Annotated in this window: 16 protein-coding genes; 13 read left to right on the top strand and 3 right to left on the bottom strand. The window is 34.9% G+C overall.

All coding sequences use genetic code 11. The annotated features are described in order from the left end of the window. Positions 1-272: 272 nt before the first annotated feature. The 4 genes from F6K40_RS09620 (at position 273) to modB (ending at position 6,314) form a co-directional block, all read left to right on the top strand. Positions 273-1,070, top strand: coding sequence for a class I SAM-dependent methyltransferase (locus F6K40_RS09620; protein WP_293134706.1), 798 nt, complete (start codon positions 273-275; stop codon positions 1,068-1,070). Positions 1,071-1,296: 226 nt separating this feature from the next. Next, the gene (locus tag F6K40_RS09615) at positions 1,297-2,136 is read left to right on the top strand and encodes an amino acid kinase family protein (protein ID WP_293134704.1); all 840 of its coding nucleotides are present in this window, start codon (positions 1,297-1,299) and stop codon (positions 2,134-2,136) included. Between the two features lie 436 nt (positions 2,137-2,572). Next, complete coding sequence (locus tag F6K40_RS09610; RefSeq protein WP_293134701.1) at positions 2,573-3,403, top strand: amino acid kinase family protein; 831 nt, start codon at positions 2,573-2,575, stop codon at positions 3,401-3,403. 1,024 nt (positions 3,404-4,427) lie between these two features. Then, a complete protein-coding gene (gene modB, locus F6K40_RS09605; protein ID WP_293134699.1) occupies positions 4,428-6,314 on the top strand; it encodes a molybdate ABC transporter permease subunit in 1,887 nt (628 codons plus the stop codon). Positions 6,315-7,195: 881 nt separating this feature from the next. On the opposite strand, the gene F6K40_RS09600 is transcribed toward modB, so the two are convergent. Beyond that, a complete protein-coding gene (locus tag F6K40_RS09600) occupies positions 7,196-8,956 on the bottom strand; it encodes an ArnT family glycosyltransferase (RefSeq protein WP_293134697.1) in 1,761 nt (586 codons plus the stop codon). A gap of 736 nt (positions 8,957-9,692) precedes the next feature. On the opposite strand from F6K40_RS09600, the gene F6K40_RS09595 reads away from it, so the two are divergent. The 3 genes from F6K40_RS09595 (at position 9,693) to F6K40_RS09585 (ending at position 13,762) form a co-directional block, all read left to right on the top strand. After that, positions 9,693-10,829 carry a PAS domain-containing sensor histidine kinase gene (locus F6K40_RS09595; RefSeq protein WP_293134695.1) on the top strand — a complete coding sequence of 379 codons (1,137 nt, stop codon included), beginning with the start codon at positions 9,693-9,695 and terminating at the stop codon, positions 10,827-10,829. 327 nt (positions 10,830-11,156) lie between these two features. Next, complete coding sequence (locus F6K40_RS09590; RefSeq protein WP_293134692.1) at positions 11,157-11,591, top strand: response regulator; 435 nt, start codon at positions 11,157-11,159, stop codon at positions 11,589-11,591. Positions 11,592-12,532: 941 nt separating this feature from the next. After that, the gene (locus F6K40_RS09585) at positions 12,533-13,762 is read left to right on the top strand and encodes an ATP-binding protein (RefSeq protein WP_293134689.1); all 1,230 of its coding nucleotides are present in this window, start codon (positions 12,533-12,535) and stop codon (positions 13,760-13,762) included. Between the two features lie 283 nt (positions 13,763-14,045). On the opposite strand, the gene F6K40_RS09580 is transcribed toward F6K40_RS09585, so the two are convergent. Beyond that, positions 14,046-14,639 (bottom strand): chemotaxis protein CheC, encoded by a 594-nt coding sequence (locus tag F6K40_RS09580; RefSeq protein WP_293134686.1) that lies wholly within the window; start codon positions 14,637-14,639, stop codon positions 14,046-14,048. 15 nt (positions 14,640-14,654) lie between these two features. Next, the gene (locus tag F6K40_RS09575; protein ID WP_293134683.1) at positions 14,655-15,014 is read right to left on the bottom strand and encodes a response regulator; all 360 of its coding nucleotides are present in this window, start codon (positions 15,012-15,014) and stop codon (positions 14,655-14,657) included. A gap of 483 nt (positions 15,015-15,497) precedes the next feature. Here F6K40_RS09575 and F6K40_RS09570 point away from each other — a divergent pair, with 483 nt between their 5' ends. The 6 genes from F6K40_RS09570 to F6K40_RS09545 all read left to right on the top strand — a co-directional run. Further along, complete coding sequence (locus F6K40_RS09570) at positions 15,498-17,897, top strand: chemotaxis protein CheW (protein WP_293134680.1); 2,400 nt, start codon at positions 15,498-15,500, stop codon at positions 17,895-17,897. A gap of 460 nt (positions 17,898-18,357) precedes the next feature. After that, positions 18,358-18,819, top strand: coding sequence for a chemotaxis protein CheW (locus tag F6K40_RS09565; RefSeq protein ID WP_293134677.1), 462 nt, complete (start codon positions 18,358-18,360; stop codon positions 18,817-18,819). Between the two features lie 849 nt (positions 18,820-19,668). Beyond that, positions 19,669-20,766: a diguanylate cyclase domain-containing protein gene (locus F6K40_RS09560; RefSeq protein ID WP_293134674.1), complete on the top strand. Its 1,098-nt coding sequence runs from the start codon at positions 19,669-19,671 to the stop codon at positions 20,764-20,766. A gap of 36 nt (positions 20,767-20,802) precedes the next feature. Further along, positions 20,803-20,952, top strand: a complete 150-nt coding sequence (locus F6K40_RS09555) for a hypothetical protein (protein WP_293134671.1) — start codon at positions 20,803-20,805, stop codon at positions 20,950-20,952. A 420-nt stretch (positions 20,953-21,372) separates the two neighbouring features. Beyond that, entirely contained in the window at positions 21,373-22,185 is an 813-nt protein-coding gene (locus F6K40_RS09550) for a ParA family protein (RefSeq protein WP_293134668.1), read from the top strand. Between the two features lie 422 nt (positions 22,186-22,607). Beyond that, the coding region (locus tag F6K40_RS09545; RefSeq protein ID WP_293134665.1) for a HAMP domain-containing protein at positions 22,608-24,558 on the top strand (1,951 nt) is incomplete at its 3' end.

The following is a 24,558-nucleotide window of genomic DNA, read 5'->3' as shown; positions in this document are numbered from 1 at the left end:
GATATTTCCAAAAGCATTACATTTCTTTTATAAACTATTTAGAGACATTTTTATGTGTAAAATTATTACAGTTATTTGTAGAATTATTATCATTATATAACTTTTATTTCAGGGTAAAAAATCAAAAACTAATAAAAAAGTGCCATTATATTTTGACATTACTAAAAGCTCAATTATTTATGTAAATAAACCAAAGAAAATATTAAGGAGTCAAGGAATTTATCCAAAAAAATAATAGAGTAAAACAATGTCAAACTTACTGAAATGAAGCAGTGAAAATTAGCCATGCTCCTTTTGATAATCAAGCAGAAAGCTACGATTCGCGAGTAGGATTATCCCCAGATATTTGTTGTGCCATTGCTCAAAAAATACTGGCGATCGCCCAAGTACAACCCAATGATTTAATAGTAGAAATTGGGGCAGGAACAGGTATAATTGGTGAGTGGTTAATTCAGTCATCCTGTCAATATTTGGGGCTTGATGTTTCGGATGGAATGCTTGACATATTCAGGCAAAAGTTGCATAATCAACAACAAAATTGGAACTTAAAACAAGCAGATGCTAATCAGGTTTTGCCAGTGCCGGATAGTAGTACGAAAGTTATTTTTAGTTCCCGAACAATTCACTTACTTGAGCTAGAACATATTGTCAATGAAAGCTTTCGGATTGCTGACAGAAAAGGGGCAGTTTTTCTCATAGGTAAAATTCAAAGACAGCCCGATAGCGTGAGAGAAACAATGCGAAAAAAAATGCGCAATCTTCTGCAAGAACATGGGTTATCGCAACGTCAAAAAGAACAAAAACATAGCCAACTTAATGAGTTATTTATAGAAAGAAATTCAACAAAAATTGACCCGATCAAAGTTAGCAGTTGGCAAGTAACTAATACCCCACAACAATCTATTGATAGCTGGCAGCAAAAACAAGGATTAGCTGGAATTAATCCGCCAATAGCGGTTAAAGAATCTGTTCTCAGTGAATTAGAAATTTGGGCAAAAACCAAATTTAATAACTTAGAAACTTCCATTGAATCAGAAGAAGCTTACATCATTGAAGGCTTTTTTATCTAAGCATTCAGCAGTCAGCTATCAGCTATGATTTATTAGACATCTCCAAAAATCAAAAATGAAATCAATTGCGAGATATGAAATCAACAATTTCATTCCCTATTCCCTATTCCCTATTCCCTATTCCCTGACTTCTGCAAGAAGTCTACTAACTGCTGAATGCTGAACGCTAATAGCTGAATGCTTACAATCAAACACTAAAAAATTCAATCTCAATTACTGAATACTTATGAATCTGCAAACTCCAGTAAAAGACAGTCAATTACTTTCGGAATTAGGTAAATCTTTAGTAACAGGTTCCCTGAGCAACCAACAAGTTTTATCCGAAACAGAAAAAGAAGCACCGATTAAGATTTTACCCACTGCAAATGTCTTGAAAATTGGCGGACAAAGCTTTATAGATAGAGGTAAAGCTGCTGTATTTCCTTTAATAGAAGAAATAGCCGAAAATTTAGGCAGCCATGAAATGATTCTTGGTACAGGAGGAGGCACTCGCGCTCGTCATGCTTACAGTGTGGGAGTAGATTTAGGACTGCCCACGGGAGTTTTAAGTGTATTAGGAACTTTTGTCAGTATGCAGAACGCTCGGATAATTTATTATCTGCTAGCAAAGCATGGTATTCCTTTTATTGAACCAGTGCAGTTTGGGCAAATGGCACACTATTTAAAGGAAAGAGGAGCTGTGATTTTCTTTGGGATGCCTCCCTATACATTTTGGCATGAAAATCCGAAAATTGGTCGTATTCCTCCCCACAGAACTGATACTGGTGCCTATTTAGTTAGTGAAGTTTTTGGTACAAAATCTATGATTTTCATCAAAGATGAGGAAGGGTTATATACTGCCGATCCGAAAAAAGATCCGAGTGCTAAGTTTATCAAAAGAATTTCTGTGAAGGAATTAAAAGAGTTAGACTTACAAGATGTGGTGGTAGAACGTCCTGTGTTAGACTTCATGGAAATTGCTAAGAATCGCCGTTCTATTCGGATCATTAATGGATTGGTAAAGGGTAACTTAACTCGCGCTCTTAATGGTGAAGATATCGGCACAGAAATTTATGCTGATAACTGATAGAATTCAAAATTCAAAAGTCAAAATTCAAAAGTAATCATAGAAGTTGAAGTTAAAAGTCAAAAGTTAAAAGTTAGAAGTAATCTTTGGCTAAGTCAGGACTTACGCCATGCGAACCCAGAAACCCGGTTTCTCGTAGATGTTTATTGTCAAAAACAACAATTTATCGTAGAAACCGGGTTTCTTTGCGTAAGTCCTATAAGTTTAACCATTTAGCAATCTCAGGCATCTAAATACCAAGTGCTAGATGCTATAACTGATAACTGATAACTGATGACTGATAACTGATAACTGAACATTGGGAATCATTATGACCAAAAAATATGGTCTCAACTCTCCCCTTTCAAGGGGATGAAAAAGATAAACTTTCAGTATTTCAAGTCTCTGAGTTTAGTCAGAGGAACTGATAACTGATAACTGATAATTGGTAACTGAAATGACAACTGTATTAGAAAGCAACGGCGATCGCCGACATCATCTTGACTCTCTGTTAATGCGTGAAAGCTTACTTGACAAAGAGGTACAAAAATCTACGGAAGCGCCAGTTATTCGGATGCTTCCTGACACTTATGTAGTCAAAATAGGAGGGCGTTCTATTCTTGATAAAGGACGCAGTGCTACCTATCCAGTCCGTGACGCATTAGGAACTTTGTTAGAGTCGAAAAAGCTAATTATTGGCACAGGAGGAGGCGCTAGAACTCGCCATGTATTCTCCATCGGTATAGATTTGGGAATGCCCTCTGGTGTATTAGCAGAACTTGCTCAAGCAGATGCTTTGGGGAATGCTCACGTTCTCGGTGCATTGTTAGCTCCTTATGGGGTGGTTGCTATTCCTCCAGAAGTTTTCGGACATCTTTTACCCCTATTTATTCGTAGTGTTCCTGGAGTGATTTTTACAGGAGTTCCTCCATATTCATTATGGGAACATCCTCCTGCTATTGGACGTATTCCTCCTCATGGTAGCGACTCTGGTGCATTTTTATTAGCAGAATGTTTTGGGTGTCAAAGTGTAACTTTGGTTAAGGATGTCAATGGACTTTACGATCGAGATCCTAAGATTGATAAAGATGCAAACTTTATCTCAGAAATTTCTACAGAGGAAGTGAGAAAACGTGATTTTGCTACCTTACCATTTGAAAGGGTTTTGTTAGATTTACTTGATTATTCCCGACAAATAAGCCAAGTTCAAATTGTTAATGGCCTTGAGCCAGATAATATTACTGCGGCAGTGAATGGCGAACACGTAGGAACTATTATTCATCGCTAAAAAAATCTGGCGTTGGTGAATGATATCACGATATCATGTCTGCTTGAATACTTATTCTCTGGTGGAAGGAAGGCAGAGGGCATCCCCCCTACCCCCCTTTGAAAGGGGGGAGAAGGCAGAAGCTTTTCTTCCAATTGCAACTGAATTTTTAACACAAACAATGCTACCGGACATGATATGATTGTATGATTTTTAGTAGGGGCGATTCGCGGTAGGGGCGATTCGCTAATCGCCCCTACTACTACTGACTACTAAATTGATAGTGAGCTTGTTTAAGCAGGTATTAGATCAAATCTGCTGGCAATGGAAGTGTTATAAGAAACCGGGTTTATGGGAGATAAATGTCAATATAGTAGGGCATTCAAATAAACCCGGTTTTTCTGCTTTATTTATACCGATTGCTACCGGGCTTGATATTATATCATATTTTGGTAATTAATTATAAATAAAATTCTCCTTTCGGGACGTTCCACGCAACGTCCCTATTTTTTGTCCTATTCCCTTAACTATAGCAATTCTATTTCAGTTGTAATATTTCAGAAGTCAGAATCTAAAAGGTTTGGACTTAATATTTACTCTTATAGAAATTATCCTAACTAATAGACTTATCCAAAAATGAAAAATCAAATCAATTCTGATCCAAAAATTATCAATTACTTCCCCTCCTGGGAGGGGTTAGGGGTGGGTTCCCAGTTAAGTGTTCCCAGTTAAGTGTTCCCTCTTTTCTGGAGATGTCTAATTTAAAATTGTTATACAAGGAATAAAATACTTCTTTATCCTGTAGTCAAAAAAACAGTTTATTCAAGAAAAAAAGATACAAAATAAAGTTAGTTCTGGATAGTAATTTCAGATGAAGACTAAAACTATTAGGGAAATAATTGCAATGCACCAGTATCAAAATAACTACCTTGACAAAATTTACTTCTCTGAAACTTCTTCCTACTGCTATAAATTTAATACATAATAAACGTCAACCAAGATTTAGCTATCCCAGTTACAAACTATCCCTTTATTAACAAAAATAATGAATTTAGACATATCTCCAGCTTGGATTTCCCTCAAAACTGCAACAGTCACTACAGTTATTACCTTTTTTCTCGGCATCGCGACAGCACGTTGGATGCTAGGATATCGCGGTAAAAACAAAGGACTAATTGATGCCATTTTAACATCTCCTCTGGTATTGCCTCCAACCGTCACGGGTTTTCTATTACTATTATTATTAGGTAGAAATAGTCCCCTTGGTAATCTACTTTCATCAATGGGGATAACATTAATTTTTACTTGGCCTGCTACTGTAATTGCAGCTACAGTTGTTTCATTCCCCCTAATGTATAGAACATCCCTAGCAGCTTTTAATCAAATTGATACCAGTCTGCTTGCTTGTGCCAGAACTTTAGGTGCTTCAGAATGGAAAGTATTTTGGCGAATTTTGTTACCCTTGGCAAAACCGGGAATTATTGCCGGAACATTATTAGCTTTTGCCCGATCGCTTGGCGAGTTTGGTGCAACTTTAATGTTGGCAGGTAGCATTCCTGGCAAAACTGAGACTATTCCTATTGCCATTTTCTTCGCCTCCGAAGGTGGGAATATGAAGGAAGCATTTGCTTGGGTGTTAGTAATTTTAGCCATATCTCTTGGGGTGATAACTGGTGTCAATTTTTGGTCAGAATCTCAAATTAAAAAGCGCAGGGCACAAAAAACAGAAAAGCAAATTGTTGACGTGCGCTTTGTACCTAAAGTTGAAACAACACCTTTTACACTCAACTCTCGCAATAAGTCACAAAGTCTATTTGTAGATATCCAGAAGCAACTTCCTGGATTTATGTTAGATGTTGCTTTCAACGCTAATAACAAACCATTGGGGTTATTAGGAGGTTCTGGTGCTGGCAAAAGTCTAATTTTGCGTTGCATTGCTGGTTTAGAAACTCCTACTCAAGGACGGATAGTTTTAAATGGACGAGTATTATTTGATGCAGAACAGAAAATTAATTTGCCCAGTCGCGATCGCCACGTTGGTTATCTATTTCAAAACTATGCTCTGTTTCCCCACATGACTGTAGCTGAAAATATTGCTTTTGGTTTGCCGAAAGGTTTGTCGTCAAATGAGATTCAACAACAAGTAGCAGCTCATCTATTGGCAGTGCAGTTATCAGGATATGGCAAGCGATATCCAGGGGAACTTTCAGGAGGCCAGCAACAACGGGTAGCTTTAGCGCGAGCATTAGCAAGTCAACCAGATGCTTTATTATTAGATGAAGCTTTTTCTGCATTAGATACTCACCTACGACATCAGATCGAAACATTAGTTATTGCCACCCTAGAAAATTATCAGGGGGTGACATTATTGGTGACTCACAACCTAGAGGAAGCTTACCGCATTTGCCAAAATCTCTTGGTTGTCGATGACGGAATTATTCTTAGTCACGGTGTCAAACATGACATTTTTGAATATTCGACTAGCGTGAGAGTCGCCCAGTTAACTGGTTGTAAAAACTTTTCTCAAGCAGTAATTATAGACGATCATAAAATAGAAGCTGTTGAGTGGGGATGCAGTCTTGATATTCTTGAGCCTATTCCAGAATATTTTTCTCACGTTGGTATTCGCGCTCACCAGATTACTTTTACTGAGAATGGTAACGAACCTAATACTTTTCCCTGTTGGATAGCAGCAACCAGCGAAACTCAACATCGGATGACTTTATATTTGAAATTATATCAACCTGCACGAAATGCTTTTGACTACGATTTGCAAGCGGAAGTATTTAAGGAAAAATGGCATCAAATTAAAAATAATTATTTTCCTTGGCAGGTTTGTCTGCACCCCTTCCGTTTATTGTTACTAGAAGATACTCATCGAAATCAGATGTTAACTCGTACATTCAAGACTCACCAGAAATTTTCCCTATAGGAGTAGGGGATTCATTAATGGATAATGGATAATGGATAATGGATAATAAATAATTACCTCTCTTTAAAACGGAGAGGATTGACTAAAGGGAGTAAGGGAGTAGGGAAGATTATAGAACATCGGTTCCGCTTTTCGGTTTCCCCGATATGAAAAGTGAATCTAGTGGCAGCTATATCACCCTCTTTCTCTAGATTGATGCTTTATTCATTTATTGGCCAATAGATAAACTGCTAAAAACCTTTACTGGCAATAGTTTCAGTCTTTTTTTATCAAAAATTGATGTTTGATTTATTTATTGGACAACAGTTGTAGAAGTCAGGGAATAGGTATGGAGGTATGGAGGTATGGAGGGAATAAAATTGTTGATTTCAGCTCTTGAATTGATTTCATTTTTGATTTTTTGAGATGTTTATTGGACAATAGTTGTAGAAGTATGAAGTACATATGCTTGGATCTTGTGCAGTAGCTATATGTTTTCAAACAACAAAGCCACTAGACAGTACAAATTTCTTGGAATAGCCATTGCTAGCAATGGCTATCAGCAATCCCAAAGTTATATCATGTCCGGTTGAATAGTTATAAATAAAAATGGAGGAGTTATGAGTTATGAGTTATGAGTTATGAGGGAAGAGGAGGGAATTTTAAGCTATAAATGAAGAGAAAGTTTTTTTATAATTATCCGGACATGATATTAGAACCTCTCTAGAAAGAGCTGTATTTGCTGTAAGCTTTTATCAGTAATACTTTTATTCTTGAAAGTAAATCTTTTTTTAGAAGAACTTTGTACTCTCGAGTTTAATATAGCGTCCGAATAATTAGTAATAAAAAAACTTTCTCCTTTTCCCTCCTGACTCCTGACTCCTGACTCCTGACTCCTACCCTCACTCATAATGTATCGCACTAAAATTATTATCCTGGCGTTTATATAATCTGACATTTTGAATTGTGGTTTCCAGAAAATAACTTGTTTCTAAATATTGATTGAGAGCATTTCTATATTCAGGGCTAATATTATCTTTTTCCGCCAGTAAAATATAACTAGGATTTTTCGTCATAATCTTATCTAATTCTGTCAAAGCATCAATAGGCAAAATCTGAGACATGGCTGTTAAATGACTGGAAAAAGCATATTTTGTCGGAATTTTTGTCGGCACTAAGTAATAAATTATTGGTTCATAATTAACAACATAGATATAATCATTGGAGCTAATTCTCTGTCTCAAATATTTAGCGATCGCTGCTTCTCTATCATCCCAAGTATCTATTTTTTGGATATATCGATAATAGATAAATTCCCAATTTTTACTTAATTTATTATAACCAGCTTGAGCAAAAGGATATATCAAAATTAAGCACAGAATTATGTTTGCTAAGGAAGGCATGACAGGAATTTTTGACAAGAATGGGCGAGCGATCGCGTCTAATTTTTGGTAATTTATAAAAGCAGGTTTTTCAGTTTTAGCAGTTATTTTTTTCATTTCGTTTGCTTCTCTATAGTGATATTTTTCTACCGAATTTGTTGGAGCTAAATCAACAGATTTAATAATCACATATCCGCTAATCAAACATAAAGGAGGTAATAATTGTAAAAAGTAATGATTATAAAATCGCTTAGATAACAAAACCGCCAAAAAAGCACAGCCAAACCACAAAAATAAATAGATTAAATTTCGTTCTTGTCTAAACTTTCCCCTAGCAAAGACAAACAAATAAATCGGACTCCAAAACAAACATAACCACAATAAAATATTTCCTAACACCTGTTTTCTTAACCTACTTAAAAGGTCTGACCAGGAAAAATTTAACATCGCCACATACTTACTATTAGCAATGATAGTCGCATAAATATATTCATCAAAATAGCCAGAAAATAGATAAATAACTGCGATAATAACTGCGGGTAAAATTAAGCCTACACCTAAAATTATGTAAAACTTGCACCAGGAAAAAGTGAGATTATTGAAAACAAATGAAAATTTTTTATTTGTAAATTCCTGAAAATTATTTACAAGTTTTCCATTTTTTTTCCTCTTTACTTCTGACTCCTTCCTCCTGACTTCTTCCTTCCTAAACCAACTACCTAATAAAACCAATCCCAACACATCCATAATTACCAAATATTTAATTTGCATCCCTATCCCCAAAATTAGACCTATCAGAAATACCTTTATATTTGATAATTTCCGATTCTGAAATAACAACAAGAATCCTCCAGTAACAAAAGGAGCAAATAAAATTTCTCCATTGGCAGCAGCACCATCATTATGTAGAGAAAAAATAGCATATAAACCACCTGCTAATAATCCGATTTTTTCTCCTTGCTTGGCGTCAGTAGTTTTACCAATTTTATATAAAAAATAACTGGTAAAAGTTGTAGCCAGAATAGATAAAATTCTAATGGATACTATGGAATTTCCAAACATTAGCATCGTCAGAGAAAACAAGATAAAAATTCCTGGAGGTTTGTTATCCCAAATTTCTGTATAGGGGAGATTGCCATTTAATAAACTATCCGCTCCTAATATATAAATACTTTCATCCTTGTCTAATACAGATACAAATAAAGTCCAGAATCTCAGAAAGAATGATAATAGGAAAAACCCAAGAAAAATTATTAGTTTTTGATTGATATTTTTGGTCATAAATATTTGAACAGTTGATTAACTAAGAATCTTCAATAATTAACAATTGAGTGAGGGGAGGAGTCAGGAGACAGGAGACAGGAGACAGGAAGAATCGGAAATGAGCGAGAAGGCAGTCGGAAGATTATCCCTTGATTTTTTCTGCCTAAGTCAACCCTTTCATCCTCACTTTATGCAGCTCTTTATAAGGAAAACCTTGTACTTTTTCAAGACTTGAAAAAGCTCAAACCATGATTAATGTCAATGCTTTTAGATTTAATCAGCAGAGCAATAATTAACAGTTAATAATTACCTCTTATTTGTAAAGTGTTCTCTATTTCCAGCAAAGTGTTCTCTATTTCCAGCAAAGTGTTGCCTATTTTCAGCAAAGTGTTGCCTATTTCCAGCAAAGTGTTCCTTTTTTCCATAATAAATCACTACATTTACAGGACTAAAGGTACTTTACTGTTGCCTATTCCCAATTAAATGTTTCTTTTTTCCATAATAAATCACTACATCTATCAGACTATCGGCAAAACTATACTGTTTTACATAAGTCAGAAGTCATAATTTAGAAGTCAAAAGATGCGGCCTGAGAGACTAAAAACTTTTAATATCATGTTCGGTTTAATAGTTATGATTAAGATATAGATGGAAGAGATATCTCAGGGGTTTGAGATTGTTTCTTTCCACTCGTTTAAGTCGCAATTACTTTATAGTTAGTGTTTATCCGAACATGATATAATTGATAACTAAAATGACCCAAATTCTCAAAGCAACTACTCAATTTAACTTAGTCGATCGTGTTCCCGTTGGTTTATGTTTAGTGCGACAAGATTTTGTTGTTCTATTTTGGAATCTTTGTCTGGAAAATTGGACAAAAATTTCTAGGGATGACATTATTGATAAAAATCTTTTAGACTTTTTTCCTCACCTCAAACAACCCAAATATCAAAGTCGTTTCCATCAAGTTTTTTCAGGGGGATTTCCTGCTATTTTTTCCCCTCAGTTACACGCTCCTCTAATTCCTTGTTTTCTTCCCAATCAACAAAAAAGGATTCAACAAACTACTGTTAATGCTATTCCTACTGAGGATGGTAATAGTTACTATGCTTTGATGTCTATTCAGGATATTACCGAGCTAACAGATCGTATCCAAATTTATCAAGAAGAACTGAAAAAACGCAAATCAATACAAAGAGAATTAGAACGTTCTAATGCTGAATTAGAAAATTTTGCTTATCTTGCTTCCCATGATTTACAAGAACCCTTACGGATGGTGACAACTTTTACTCAAATGTTAGGCCAACGTTACAAAGATAAATTAGATGCAGATGCCAATCAAATTATTGATTTTGCCGTAGATGGAGCTATGCGAATGCAGTCTCTAATCCGGGATTTACTGGTATACTCAAGGGTTGGTAGACAAGGCCAATCCTTTGAGCAAACTGATTGTGAAGAGGTTCTGGATATGGCCTTAAGTAATCTTAAGTTGTTGATGGAAGAAACTAATACCTATATTTGCCGATCGCCCTTACCTACTGTCATGGCGGATAAGTCCCAATTAATTCAACTATTTCAAAATCTTCTTAATAATGCTATTAAATATCGTAGCGAAAAACCACCAAATATTGAAATAGATGTTCGTTCAGAGGATGACTATTGGCTATTTTTGGTTAAGGATAATGGTATTGGTATTTCTCAACAGTATTTTGAGCGAATTTTTCTGATTTTTCAACGGTTACATACCAGACAAGAATATCCAGGAACAGGTATTGGATTGGCAATATGTCAGAAAATAAGTCAACGTCATCAAGGGAAAATTTGGTTAGAATCAGAATTAGGAAAAGGTTCAATATTTTATTTTACTATTCCTAAATCTATAGAAGAATAAATGTATTTTAAAACTTTATAGCAATCCTAAATAGGTTGCGGTTCAACAATGAATAATGAATAATGAATAATGAATAATGAATAATTACCTCTCCTTGAAAAGAAGAGGATTGACTAATCATGAAAATTTTTATTTATTATCCCCTTTTAAGGGGAGGCTTTAAACCAAAATTTTTCGGTAATTAAAAAGTAGATAAAAAAACTGAAACTCCCGCCTGTTCCCAGTTAAGTGTTCCCTGTTCTCTAAAAGCAGTAAGATTTTTATACACAAATAAAATAGGATTGCTATATATTAGAGACTTAATGCCCAATTTTGTAATTAAAAATAATGATTGAAAAAATTAAAGAAATTAATGTCCTATTAGCAGAAGATAATCCAGGAGATGTGTTTATTATCAAAGCAGCTCTCAATGAAAATGGTTTGCCTTGTCAATTAGCTGAGGTATCAGATGGTGAAGAAACGATGAAGTTTCTTTATCAAGAAGGAAATTATAGAAATTCTATTCGGCCTAATGTAATTATACTAGATTTGAATCTTCCTAAAAAACATGGATTTGATGTCTTGAGAGAAATTAAAGAAAATGAGGAATTAAAAACTATTCCTATCGTTATTTTAACCTCTTCCCAATCGGAAAGAGATATTCTTGAAAGTTACTATCTTAATGCTAGTTGTTATCTGACTAAACCAGTTGATTTGTCAGAATTTACGGCAACAATACAATCTTTAAAAAACTTTTGGTTTAAATTTGTGCAACTTCCTTGAATTTGTAAATATTTTGTCAAGAGTTAGCCATCAGTTCTTAGATATTAGCTATTAATTAGACATCTCCAGAAAATGAACTTGCCCTTTATTTACTATAAATAAAATAGAGTTGTAAAATTTCCTAATCAGATCATTTTCTGTACATTTTTACTGAAAATATCTTCCCTGTTTCCTGTTCCCTGTTCCCTACTTTGACAAAAAGTCTATATATTTTTCGGAGATGTCTATTTATTATTTTTGAAAGAGGAAGTAAAATTGAAAGATTGAGCAAAAATTCCAAGTTATATCAAATCTAGTAGTGTCGGTATAAAAAAGCGTAGAAAGAGAAATCGAGTTTGTTTCAAATTCCCCACCATACTAATATCTTACTTCCACAAACCAGGTTTCTGATAATACTTCCATTGCCAGCAGATTTAATATTACTCTCAAAGCAGATTAGCTAATCTTTTGCCTATTTATGCAAGAAATATATTTCAATATGTAAATATTTAGGTATATCTTCTTGATCTTCTCTTGCCTATAAATGACCAAAGATATATGATCGACAATAGACATCTCCGATCATCAAAAATCAAATCAATTCTTATTGATAAATTATCAATTACTCCCCTCCCAGGAGGGGTTATATAGAATCCGGTTAATTAGTTATCGTATTACTGAGGAGTAAGGAGTAATGAGTAATGAGTAAGGAGTTAGGAGTTAGGAGTAGGGAGTTCGGAGTAGGGAGTTCGGAGTTAGAAGTAAGAAAGGAAATGAAAATGCATAAATTTTTCAATTCGTATTCTTTTTTTAACATATTTTAGTTGAGGATTATTGAATGCGATTACTGTATAATCGGATTTTATATTAGGGGTGGGTTCCCCTGTTCCCTGTTCCCAGTTAAGTGTTCCCTGTTCCCTCTTTTCTGGAGATGTCTAATAGAGAAAAGCTAGAGATAACAAATGATGAATCAGCAGTTAATTTCTATACTTCTTGTAGAAGATAACCCAGGAGATGCTTTTTTCCTGCAACAACTTTTGAAAGAATCTCAAGTTAGTAACTTTCAGGTAAGTCATTTTGATTATTTAGCAAAAGCAATATCTCATCTAGAAAATGCAACTTGTGATGTGATTTTATTAGATTTGCTTTTACCAGATAGTCAAGGATTAAAAACTCTTTTAAATATTCAACAGAAAGCTCCCAATATTCCTATTGTTATCTTAACAGGAATGAACGATCAAAAACTAGCTATGGAAGCTGTGAGAAAAGGAGCGCAGGATTATCTCATTAAAGGACAAGTCACAACTGAGCTTTTAACTCAATCAATTCGCTATGCAATTGAGCGAAAAATTATCCAAAAAGAACTGAAAAAACGCACAGAACAATTAGAGAAAACTAACCAAGAACTGAAAAAAAGAACGGAGGAATTAGAGGCGGTTAATCAAGAATTAAAAGCTTTTAGTTATACAGTTTCCCATGATTTACGCAATCCTATCACCAGTTTAAAAGGAGTTCTATTTCTTTGGAAAGAAAAATATAAAGATAAGTTTGATACTCAAGATAAACAATGGCTCGATATGATGAATAAAGGTTGTAATCAAATGAATCAACTGATTCAGGATTTAATGTTATTTTCTCATGTTGAAAAACAAAATGCTTACTTGAGTCAAGTTAATTTAAGTGTATTAGCTAATCGAATTCTTCAGCAATTAGAGATGAAATATCCTAACAAAAAGGTAGAAGCTATTGTTGGTTCTAATATCATAGCAATGGCAGATGAAAATCTTGTGTATATTGCTCTAGAAAATCTATTAAATAATGCTGTGAAGTATAGCCAAAGACAAGAAAAAGTAAGAGTTGAAGTGGGAAGTTTCTTCAGCTCTGAGTCACAAGAATTAGAAAATAATCAAGGTGAGGAAATATCTCAAAAACAGTTGGTTTATTTTGTTGCTGATCATGGAGTTGGTTTTGATATGAAAAATGCAGATAAACTGTTTATTCCTTTTGAGCGCTTACATAGTAAATATCAATTTGAAGGTACAGGAATTGGGTTAGCAACTGTGCAGCGAATTATTAAACGTCATGGGGGGAAAATTTGGGCAAATTCAGAAGTTGGAAAAGGTGCAACTTTCTATTTTACTATTCCTAGTTCTTCTCAAACAACCGAACAGGGAATAGGGAATAGGGAATAGGAAATAGGAAATAGGAAATAGGAAATAGAATAGAAATAAAAAAATGACCCCTACTTTCTCTTTATAGCACTAAGCAAATAGGTTAGGACGTTTATAAATTCTCAAACTCAGTCAGGGATTACTTTTGAATTTTGAATTTTGAATTTTGAATTTTGAATTGCGCGTAGCGCTATATAGAAGTCATAAGTGAGATTTGAATTGCTGAAAAAGTTAGGTTTGACAGTAATTTCGGCTGATTATTTCAGATTATCAATTGCCAACTATTTGTGAGATTTACGCCACATTAGTAATTTTCAATGACAGTGAGTAAATCTTGAAAAGAACCCACTTTAAAAAACAGAATAATATCGCCTTTGAGCTGTAACTCCTCAACATCAAATCTTGCCTGGGCCAACAGGACAGAATTATTAGGTTCTTGCATCGGTACAAGGTGTTCAATATCTTCCTCAGTATAAGTAGGAACAGCATATTGCATTGGTTGGTCTAAAATATTGCTCATAGATCCCATCACCCCATTAATCACAATATTACCCACTTCCGTCAATGTCCCAATTTTGAGGGCATCTAAGTCGGGACTTTCAACTTCTTCTCCAGTCAAGACAGAAACTAGACTAGCTGCACTTTCCGTCGGAAAAACTAACTGTGCCGTACCAGCAAAAGATCCACTAAAATTCAATTGTACTGAAGATAATGGATCGAGACCTAAACGTTCGCTCAATACTTCCTGTAGTTCAACTCCTGATAGTATCTCTAACAAAGGCACTTGTAAGCGGATACGAAATTCTATCATTTCGTTCAGCATTTTGGCCGCTTGGCCAATACCGACATTAATTAACTCAGTCAGGATATCGAGTTGCTCGTCTGTCAGATTTTCCACTTTAAATTTCCACCTTTATGCTTGGAGTGCTTGAGAAATCGCTTCTTTAATTTCAGGAGGTTTTGGAGGTTTTTGTAACATCGTAAAAGCTCCTAACTCTTGACATTGAGTGCGGGCAGCATCTTGAATATCTGCTGATAATACAATAACAGGAATTTTAGAGCCTTCCTCTTGAAGTGTTTTGAGCACCCCAAAACCATCAAGTTCCGGCATTAACAAATCTAGGAGAATACAATCAGGAGAATTAGTGGCCACGATTTCCAGGCATTCTTTACCATTACCAGCTTCTAGAATTTCATGGTTGTCCTCTTTGAGAGCTTTTTTGATCATCCTACGGGCAAATGCCGCATCATCTGTAATTAAAATTAAGGCCATAAATTTGATTTACTACCTACTTACCAACTTTGGATTATATCTCATCGTGTTCCTCAGAGTTAATTTAGGGGTTTGGAGACCAAACCCCTACTAGATGTAGGTGGGGTAGAACGATAGTGAAACCCAACACCAGCAAGTCTTTGTTAGATTGAGGGACGAAAGATAACTTATTATTATTGCACTTAAGGAAATGATTGTAGGGGTTTGCTCTCCAAACGGCTATTCGATTGACAAATCTTGCGAATGCCAAAATTTGAGTATATTTTTTGAGAATGATTAATAGTATCACACTTAATCTTACAGCAATTTCGGAGGCGCGTGAGGTACAAAGTTTTATTTAGTAATTTTGGCAGTTCAACCTTCCAGGTTGTTACAGCCTAGAAGGCTGAACTGCAAAGAGATTAAGTGTACCTCACCATCCTCAGAAGTGCTGTAATTAACTTATAATACAAAAAAGTTGATGCTGCTATTCACTGAAACGACATGGAAATAGATGAAGATGTTAAAGCGTTCCTAGTTGACAGTTATGAAACTCTCAATCAGTTAGAGAGCGATCTAGTCGAACTAGAACAACACCCGACAAATCCTGAATTGATGCAACGTATTTATCGATCGCTTCATACTCTCAAAGGAAACAGTGGATTTCTCGGTTTGGATATCCTTCAATCTGTAGCTCATGCAGGGGAAAATTTATTAACCTGTTTGGAAGATGGCAGGATTATTTTGAATCCTCAGATTACGGGTATTTTACTTCAGGTTATTGATGCTATTAAACAAATTCTCTCCAGTCTGGAAGCAACGGGAGAAGAGGGGGATAATAATTATAACTCCCTTTTAGAGAATTTAGCAAGTACCACCTCATCACAACAGACTGAAAAAACTCAAACAGAGGTTTCTTCTCCTCCTGAAAACCCTTCCCCTGAGTTGGAACAAGTAGACAATTCGCCTCAAAAGTCAACGATCGGCCATACTCAACAAACTGTTTCGGAACAACTACTCCCTGGGGAAACGAAACAATTGTCCAATACTCCAGAGACTTCTTCAATTTCTCCCTCATCAGCAGATTCATGGGAAGATATATATACTATTTCTGCAACTTCAAATATCTCAGATAGTTATATTCGAGTAGATGTACAACTGCTGAATAAATTGATGAATTTGGTGGGGGAATTAGTCTTATGTCGCAACCAAATTTTGGAATTTACTAATCAACAGACTGATACTGTTTTTGCTGATACTTCCCAACGTTTAGATTTAGTAACTACAGAATTGCAAGAAGGGGTGATGAAAACTCGAATGCAACCAATTCGGACAATTTGGAGTAAATTTCCGAGAGTGGTGCGGGATTTATCTATGTCATTAGGAAAAGAAGTAAATTTAGAAATGGAAGGGGAAGAAACAGAACTAGATAAAACTTTAATTGAAGCAATTTCTGCTCCCCTAACTCATTTAGTCCGTAACTGTGTCGATCATGGTATTGAACCCCCAGATATTAGAACTGCTAAAGGTAAACCCCCTATCGGTACACTTTGGTTAAGAGCTTTCCATGAAAGTGGTTATGTCAATATAGAGGTTGGGGATGATGGAGCAGGAATTAATGTGGAGAAAATTAAAGCTAAAGCTCTGCAACGTCATCTTATTACTAATGAACAAGCATCCCGTTTAACTCCCACTGAAGCATTAAACCTGATTTTTATTCCAGGATTTTCTACTGCTCAACAAGTCACTAATGTCTCAGGACGTGGAGTGGGGATGGATGTAGTCCGAACCAACATCGAAAAAATTAGTGGTACTATTGATATTTCCAGTCAAGTTAATCAGGGAACTACTTTTAAATTAAAAATTCCCCTGACTCTAGCTATTATCCCTACTTTAATTATTACCACTAATGGCGATCGCTATGCCTTACCCCAAGTTAGTTTATTAGAATTAGTCCGTCTGGAAGGGGAGGAGGCAAAAAAAGGGGTAGAAATGGTTCATGGTGCCCCTGTTTATCGTTTGCGGGGTAATCTTCTACCTCTGATATATTTAAAGGACGCATTAGAATTAGAAGCAAACCAGTCCCAACGTTATCCTCTGGCAACTCCCTGGTTAGAGAGTTCAAATCTCAAGGGGCAAAATCACAATCTGGATATTCTCAATATTGTTGTTCTACAAGCTGCAAATCAGTCTTTTGGTTTAGTGGTTGATGCTATTAATGATACTCAAGAAATTGTGGTTAAACCTCTAGGAAAACAGCTTAAAGGGATTTCTTGTTTTGCTGGAGCAACTATTATGGGAGATGGAAGAGTAGCATTAATTTTAGATGTTCAGGGATTAGCTGAAACTGTTCATGTAATTTCCGAAGAAACAGATTCCCAGATAACAGCTACACAAGCTGAATCTGAAGAAACTTCTGATGAATTAGAGATGTTATTATTATTTGCTGGACCAGATCATCGACGGATGGCCATTACTCGTTCTAGAGTTGCTCGTTTAGAGGAATTTCCTATTAGTTCTGTGGAACGTATTGGTAATCAAAAGGTGATTCAATATCGGGAACAAATCTTACCTTTAATTTATTTATCAGAACTTCTTGGTAGAAATCAATTATCTTCTCAAAGGGAAAATTTTTCTGAATTATCAACTATTCAAGTGGTGGTTGTAGCGATGGATGAAGATAATTTAGTAGGATTTGTAGTGGAACAAATTTTAGATATTGTGGAGCAAGAAATTAAGATTAAAGGTGCTGCTACTGAAAAAGGAATTGATTATGCGGCGGTTATTCAAGAAAGGGTGACAGAAATTTTGGATGTGGAGGAAGTGATTAAGATGGCTAATTTAAAGTTTTTATCGAATTTTAAAGCTCAATTGTCAGAAAAGCAGGTTGCCATTTCTGTTTAAATTATCAACATTTGTAGTTGCATAAATGTAGGTTGGGTTGAGGAACGAAACCCAACAACAAAGGAAATTGAATTGTCAAAAAAGCAAGTTGCAATTTCTGTTTAAATTATCAACATTTGTAGTTGCATAAGTGTAGGTTGGGTTGAGGAACGAAACCCAACAACAAAGGAAATTGTCAAAAAAGCAAGTGGCAATTTTTGTTTAAATTATCAACATTTGTAGTTGCATAAATGTAGGTTGGGTTGAGGAACGAAACCCAACAACAAAGGAAATTGCCAAAACAACGATTTATCCTAAAAACCCGGTTTCTTTGCGTAAGTCCTCATTAAGTGTTAAGTTTGGAGCGCTAAAGCGCAACTACAAACAAAGACTTTTTTATAACTAATAAACCTCCCCCAATTCCCAATTCTATCTTTTATGGAGATTTATAATTATCCAAACATAATTTTATAGATAAAAAATGGAAAATCCAACTACAAAAACAACCCAAGAAAATCAATTTTGTACTTTTTATCTGGAAAAACTATTTTTCGGAATAGAAGTAGAAAAAGTGCAAGAAATTATTCGTTATCAAAAGATAACTCATGTTCCTTTATCCTCACCAGAAATTGCCGGATTAATTAATCTTCGGAGTCAAATTGTGACTGCTATTGATTTGCGAAGGAGATTGAATTTAACCGATAATAAAATAGAAAAATCACCTCTTAATGTGGTGGTACGTTTTGAAGATGAAACAATCAGTTTATTAGTTGATGAAGTAGGAGATGTTATTGATGTATCTCAAGATAATTTTGAACTGCCACCGGAAACATTAAGAGGAAAAGTACGGGAATTGATTCGAGGTGCTTATAAGTTAGAAAAACAACTTTTACTAATTCTTGATGTGGAAAAAGTAGTTGATATGAATGTTGCTGAGAAGTAAGCATTTAGTCGTCAGCTAAAATGCTTATTTATTTTCTCAGGTAAAGAATTCAGCTAGTATAGATGTTTAATTAGGGCTTGCTGATTAAATATAAAAGTATTGACAGGTCATTTCAGTTATCAGTTATCAGTTATCAGTTATCAGTTATCAGTACCTCTGCAATAAGGAGGCTTGAAATAAGGAATATGTTCTTTTTTTTCCCCTTAAAAGGGGAGGCTTTAGACCACAATTTTTCGGTAAATATTATAGCATTTTTGAGTCCTTAAAAAGTACCAACTTTTTGGCGGTAAGAGCTATAAAAGCTACTATTTTGGGATGATTATGGCAGAAAAATTGAGGGACAATTTTTCCAACTATATCCTCATAAAATTCCCATTTCTCCCGTACGGGCGATTCGCGAATCACCCCTACGACTACTAGAAACAGCAAAAATACTTTTTCAGCAAACCCTAATTAATTTTGTGTACCCGTTTAACTTTTTCATCTAATAAAATTAAGTAAACTTCATAATAATTATAAAATATTGAGAGTTTTGAATAACATAAGTATTTGACGTTTGAATATTACAAATTGTATCTAAATATCTAATTCTGTGAATAAATCTTTAGAAAAAAAAATCTGAAGCAGTATAATATGTATAAACATCCTCCACAGGAAAACTGGAAATTATAGCTGGCACAAGTATTTTCTCTTAATAAACTGTGTGGTAGCCAAAGACTAGATAATTTCTTCAACTGTTTTTATATAAAATTAGTTATATTACTTAATCCTAATTTAACCCTAGTTTTTATTTGGTTTAATCGTAATAAATTCTGAAATTATTATCCTATAAATTAGAAAAATCCTCAAATGGCAACCTATAATGTTTGTTATATCTCCAATGATACTAAAACCATGTTTAGGAAAAATCATGTTAATCAAACATATTCTTTAAAAACCTTATTAGTAGAAGATAACCGAGGAGATGCTTTTATTATCAAACAATTATTGAAATTCAGATCGTCCTTGAATTTTAATGTAACTCATTGTCATAGATTATCCTTAGCAATTAAACAACTTAATGAAGAAAATTTTGATGTAATATTACTAGATTTAGGGCTACCTGATAGTCAAGGCTCTCAGACGATTTCCCAGATGATAGAAATGGCTCCTAATATTCCGATTATTGTTTTAACTGGAAAACATGATGAAGATTTTTCTCTTGAAGTAGTTCAAAAAGGAGCGCAGGATTATTTAGTTAAAAGTGAAATTTCAGCAGAAGTTTTAATCCGTTCGATTCGCTATTCCTTGGAAAGAATTCAGTTAGTGCAAAAACTACAGCATAGAGAACAACAATTAAGTAATTTCAATCAAAAATTAACTGATGAAGTCCTACAAAGAACTTATGAGCTTAAGGAACAAAATGAGAAGCTACAATATCTACTAAAAATATCAAATACAGATGCTTTAACAGGTATTCCTAATCGCTATCACTGGGAAACAGTCTTAGAAAGAGATTGGAAAAGAGCTATCCGCGAATCTCAGTCTATGTCTTTAATAATGATAGATATTGATTTTTTTAAATTATTTAATGATAATTATGGTCATCCTCAAGGGGATATTTGTTTAAAAAAAGTAGCTCAGGTAATTCAAAGAACTTTGAAAAGATCGACAGACTTAGTTGCTCGTTATGGAGGAGAAGAATTTGTGGTAGTATTACCCAGTACAGACAAATCTGGGGCAATGTTTGTTGCTGAAAGTCTTCGTACTGAAGTTAATAGTTTGAAAATTATCCATGAGGCTTCAAAAGTTGATAAGTACATTACTATTAGTTTGGGTTTAGCCACAATTATTCCGACTGTAAATTCACATCCAGATGAATTAATTAGTCAGGCGGATAAAGCTCTTTATTTAGCAAAAAAAGAGGGACGAAATTGTGTTAGATATTACCAGGATTATCTTGCTTAAGTGGTGGTGGTGGTGCATAGTAATGGTAGAGAGAGTGTGGGAGGTGTGGGAGGTGTGGGAGGTGTGGGAAGGGTGGGAGGTGTGAGAGGTGTGGGAAGGGTGGGAGGTGTGGGAAGTGTGGGAAGCGTGGGAAGAAATTACAAAACTTATGTATCTTCGCCATTACTATGCAAGACTACCGCTTAAGTTAATCCCTTTGAGGAAGGCAAAAAAATAATTTCAGTTATCAGTTAGCCTCCTGGGGGAGAACTTCGTTAAAATTTAAAAGTTTTCCCATTGTGATGAATAGTACGGTTTATATCCGGTTAATTTTTTTCTAAGTTTAATAGAAAATACGGTTATATGGATAATTACCTATCCTGAAAAAGCAAAGGGACAATAAAGATTAATCAAGATTTATTGATATTTTTTAAAATAGATAAATTTATATAGAAAATCTATACAAGATCGGCTATATAATAATGTAAACAAAAAAATAGGAGTATTTGAGATTAACAAACAATCCAAAGTTTTATTACTTAAAAATGCTGACATTTATTGTTGAATAAGTTGAGTAATTATTGTTTTGAGAGAAAATATATTGAGAAATATCGTAAGTCAAAAATCATGGCTAAAACCATTGCCTTTGCTAACCTAAAAGGTGGCACGGGAAAAACTACTATTTGCATAAATATAGCTGGATGTTTAACTTTAATTAATCGAACAAGTCGGGTATTAGTAGTAGATTTTGATCCTCAAGCTAATGCAACTTCTGGGTTAGGAATTGATGAGAATAGTTTAGAAAATTCTATTTATGATGTAGTTTTAAATCAATTTCAGGAATATCAAGGAGTTCCTATTACTCAGGCAATTGTAGAAACACAAATAGAAAATATTCATTTAGTTCCCTCAGAATTAAATTTAGCAGCAGCTTCTATTTTAATGCAGCAATGTAAAGATAAAGTTGGAATTTTAAATCGAATTTTAACCCCGATTAAATCCTATTATGATTATATTTTAATTGATGTACCATCAGATACGGGCTTATTTATGCTCAATAGTTTACGAGCAACAGATGAGGCTGTTATTCCTATTGATAGTAGTGTTTTTTCTATCGAAGCATTAGAAAAATTCCAAATTTATTGTCAGGATATTCAGGAAATGACCGGACATAAAATTAATCGGTTTACGGTTGTTTTGAATCGTTATATAAAATCTAGAACTGGTGCATCTCAATCAAAAAAGTCGTCAAAAAATAGTATATCTGAAGAAATTGAGGAGGGAGTTAAAAGAATGTCTTATCCTCTCTTTAAAATTCCAGAATCCCTCTTAGTTTATCGTTCACAACAGGAGGGAATGCCAATTTCTCATATTTCATCCACCAATCAAATTGTGAAAAATTATATGGAAATAGCTAATTATTTATCAGAGGTAAATTGACTATTTTTTGAATTCAAAATTCAAAATTCAAAGTTCAAAAAATTAGGTTTTTATCCTTAATTAAAAAAAATATTAAATTAAATATAAAAGCCTCGTTATTCTCCAGCGAAAAAACACAAACATCTTCCTTTATCAAGTTTTATGTCAAGAAAAATGTTGATAAAGCATAGCTTTGAAAGGGGGGAGGCAGAATAATTAGAAGTATTTGAAAAACTAGCTTTTCATAAACGAATTTGGTATAATCGTTGGACTTGCTGATAACTGATAACTGATAACTGATAACTGAATTTAATCCCTGGACTTGCTGATAACTAATATAGCTAAGAAAGCATTGGTTAAGATATAGACTAATGATGAATCTTAGACTAGGAAATTTTTTTCCAACTATTCCCTATTCCCTATTCCCTAGCGCTATAACTAAAATGACAATACCTAAAAAACGAAATCCTGGTCGTCAGGTATTCTTTGAAGATACCGAACTAACTACAGAAAATCCCCAAGAAAATATAACTGAATCTGAAGCAATTTTATCAACTCCAATTTCTCAAACAACAACTAATATTGATATGAATAATAATCCTAATCTTGACTCTTTATTACTTGCTCTTAAAGCTGCTAGAGATGGAGATTTTACCGTGCGTCTTCCTGAAAATAATGGCTTAGGAGAAGTTGCTATTGTCTTTAATCAAATGATAGTTATTAATCAAAATTTTGCCGAAGAAATGGGGCGTATTAGTCGTGAAGTTGGAGAAGAAGGAGAATTAACCGCTAGAGCAAGTTTAACAGAAGTTAAAGGGTCATGGAAATCAAGTATTGATGCGGTAAATGGACTAATTAATAATTTAGCACGACCCACTACGGAAGTTTCGCGGGTTTTAGAAGCAGTAGCAAATGGAGATTTGTCCAAAAAAATTAATTTACAATTGCAAGGAAAATCCTTAAAAGGCGAATTTTACCACATAGGCACCATTGTGAATCAAATGGTAGACAAACTTAACAGTTTTTCCTCAGAAGTAACGCGGGTTGCTCAGGAAGTGGGGACAGAAGGTAAATTGGGAGTCCAGGCGAAGGTTGAGGGAGTATCTGGTGTTTGGAAAGAGTTAACTAATCATGTTAACGAGATGGCAAGTAATTTGACAAACCAAGTGAGGAATATTGCCAAAGTTGCTACTGCTATTAGTGTGGGAGACTTGACTCAGAAAATTACGGTAGAAACCAAAGGGGAACTGCAACGACTGAAAGATACTATTAATTTGATGGTGGATAGTCTCAATACTTTTGCTTCGGAGGTAACGCGGGTTGCCAAAGAAGTCGGAACTGAAGGAACATTGGGAGGTCAGGCGAAAGTAAAAGGAGTCGCGGGAACTTGGAAAGAGTTAACTGATAATGTGAATGGTATGGCAGCGAACCTAACTTTACAGGTGAGAAATATTGCTGAAGTTGCAACAGCGGTTGCTCAGGGAGACTTGACTCAAAAAATTACTGTGGATGCTCAAGGGGAGATATTGGAACTGAAAACTACCTTGAATAAAATGGTAGACCAACTTAATGCTTTTAGTGGAGAAGTAACGCGAGTTGCTAAGGAAGTCGGAACGGAAGGAACATTGGGAGGTCAGGCAAAAGTAGAGGGAGTCGCCGGAACTTGGAAAGAGTTAACTGATAATGTCAATGGTATGGCAGCAAACCTAACTTTACAGGTGAGAAATATTGCCGAAGTTGCGACTGCTGTTGCGCAAGGAGATTTAACTCAGAAAATTACTGTGGATGCTCAAGGGGAAATTTTGGAACTCAAGACTACCTTGAATAAAATGGTAGATCAGCTAAATGCTTTTAGTGGAGAAGTAACACGAGTTGCTAAGGAAGTCGGAACGGAAGGAACATTGGGAGGTCAGGCAAAAGTAGAGGGAGTCGCCGGAACTTGGAAAGATTTAACTGATAATGTGAATGGTATGGCAGCAAACCTAACTTTGCAGGTAAGAAATATTGCCGAGGTGGCGACTGCTGTTGCTCAGGGAGATTTAACTCAGAAAATTACTGTGGATGCTCAAGGTGAAATTCTGGAACTGAAAACTACCTTGAATAAAATGGTAGATCAGTTAAATGCTTTTAGTGGAGAAGTAACGCGAGTTGCTAAGGAAGTCGGAACGGAAGGAACATTGGGAGGTCAAGCGAAAGTTGAGGGAGTCGCTGGAACTTGGAAAGAGTTAACTGATAATGTTAACCAAATGGCAGCGAACCTAACTTTGCAGGTGAGAAATATTGCTGAGGTGGCGACTGCTGTTGCTCAGGGAGACTTGACTCAGAAAATTACTGTGGATGCTCAAGGGGAAATTCTCGAACTAAAGACTACCTTGAATAAAATGGTAGATCAGT

Source organism: Okeania sp. SIO3I5, from assembly GCF_010672085.1.
Lineage (GTDB): Bacteria > Cyanobacteriota > Cyanobacteriia > Cyanobacteriales > Microcoleaceae > Trichodesmium.
The sequence above is the reverse complement of the archived record's forward strand: the minus strand, read 5'-3'. Positions and strand labels throughout refer to the sequence as shown.